Here is a 2,136-nt window from a genome sequence, read left to right as displayed (position 1 = left end):
CTCATCCCAACTGCTGCCGTAGTCGTCCGCCAACACCAGGCCAACGCCGAGGGCGAGCAACAGAAGAATCGCCGGCAGCGCCCATCGGGTCACATGCCGGGACGGGGGATGCAAGCCGGAAGGCATCACCTCACGCTTCCACTCTCGGTGCCCTCGTTCCAGCCATCATCTTGGATCCAGCCGCCCGCCGGGTTTCGCTGCAGATACCTCGTCGATGCATACACGCCGGCAAAGCGATCCTGGGCGCGCCCGGACCCGCCCCCATGACAGATGCGGGGCTCCCGGAAGGTGGACGCTGGCGCCCGCTGTCGCACCGGACCATGGCCGGGATTCTCTCACAGCCCATCGGGCTGCTTGCTGGGGTATCCTCCTCAAGTGCTATCCCCCACCTTCCCGTGCCACAAGGTGCTTCTCCGCTTCCCTTCCCCGGGAGACACCCGGTGACAGGACTTTGCTCAACAGGCAGCCTTGGCAGGTTGATGAATACTGCCATTCTCAGAGAAGGGAACCGCATTATGCGGGTTTCTCTCAGCTGGCATGGGTTCTTCATCAGCCTGCTAGTCATCGACTGCGGGGTCACCCTTGATCCGTCGGAAGACTTCCGCGAAGACCGCCGGGCCCCTGCCGACCGTGTGGACCCTCTCCAAGCGCGCATCCTCTCCCCACTCCACCGCAAGCCAGCGGGAACACGTCAACAAGTAGTCGACGCCAGCCACGCTTCGGTCGCCTTCGTTGCGAAGGACCTCGAGGTCGTTCCGGGCGAAAGCCATCGCCGGCCGCAGCGGCCCCATGACCATCACCTTGGCGCCAGGTTCGGCGACGGCATTCACAAACCCCATGGCTTCGCGGTAGGAGGTGCACCAGTAGTCCAGCGCGTAATTCCCCTGCGCACCCTCGGTCCCTCCGGTCAGGGCGTTGAAGTAGGTGTACTCATAGGGATGGGCGCCGACGATCCCGCTTACTCCCGGGAGGAGCAGGGCGGCGAGCAGCAGGTACTCAACCCACCTGCGGTTTACCCTCATCAGTAGGCCGCTCAGACCCACCCCGGCGATCAGGAAGATCGGAGCCAGGGCAAAGTGCAGCTGCCGGATATTGTTGTAGGCTCCCATCCCAAGAACGATCAGGCCGAAAAGGGGGGCTGCGAGCCATAGCAGGACGATCCCCAAGACGGTGCGATCGATTGTCTGGTGTGTCCAGCGCCAGCCAGCGATCGCGATTCCGGAGATGAAGAGCGCCACGGCAGGGATCGTCAACTCGAGGCTTGCCAGGGTGGGGAAGTAGTGCCATGGAATCCGGTCGGAGAACACCCACTGCCCGCGATACGGGGTCATGTGAATCTCGAAGTCGGCGCCTAGGGCAAGGCTCTCCCAGAACCGCTGGAGCGGTGCGGCCCATAGGTACGGCCACGTGGCGAGCGTCACAACGGCTCCCGCCAGCAAGTAGATGACCAGCACCCACAGGCCTGCGGCGTGCAATCGCCGAAGCCAATACAGGCTTACCAGCAGCCCTGCAAACACGCCTATCTGTCGGATGGAGACTGTGAAGCCCAAGAGGGCCCCGGCCAGCACGGCCCATCCCAACGACCAGCCAAAGGAGGCCTTGGCCTCGTGGAAGGCTTTGGGCAGCACCCAGCGGACAACTACCGGCGCCAGAGCGATCCACCCAATCAGGAGGATCATCCTTCCGAAGTCATGCAACCACACGGCGGTTCCAAGGGAGGTGTCCGTCGGCAGGCTCGATGCGCCGCGGGCCAAGGAGGTGGCAGCCGACTGGAGCCGCTCCCAGGCGAGCCCTTCACCAATTGCCTGCATCAGGCGAATCATCGACGGCTGGCGCGAGTCCACGGCTGCCAGGCTGATCAGCCACAGCAGGCTGCCAATGAGATAGGCAATTCCAACAACGCGGCGAGAACGACTGGTGCCTGCCCATTCCCCGCGGAGTCTGGTCCAGCGGGATTCGGGCAACGAAGCGCTGCCGGCCCGCCGGATCGCCTGAGATACCCGGTCGGCGGCTTCCAGCCCCACAGCCACGCTGACCAGGAAGAAGGCCATGAACGGAGTGTCTTTCTGGTTGATGAAGGCATGTCCAAAGAGCAGGGGCTGGGTGGCCAACAGCGCCGTCGCCATCCAGGCGTAT

The 2,136-nt window shown here is 63.9% G+C and carries 1 protein-coding gene; it reads right to left on the bottom strand.

Translation table 11 applies throughout. From position 1 onward, the window contains the following. Positions 1-557 precede the first annotated feature (557 nt). Positions 558-2,136: hypothetical protein (locus MUO23_01950; GenBank protein ID MCJ7511717.1), on the bottom strand; the 1,579-nt coding region annotated here is incomplete at its 5' end.

Source organism: Anaerolineales bacterium (assembly GCA_022866145.1).
In the GTDB taxonomy this organism is placed as follows: domain Bacteria; phylum Chloroflexota; class Anaerolineae; order Anaerolineales; family E44-bin32; genus PFL42.
Note: the sequence above shows the minus strand (reverse complement) of the source record. Positions and strands in the feature narration are given on the sequence as shown.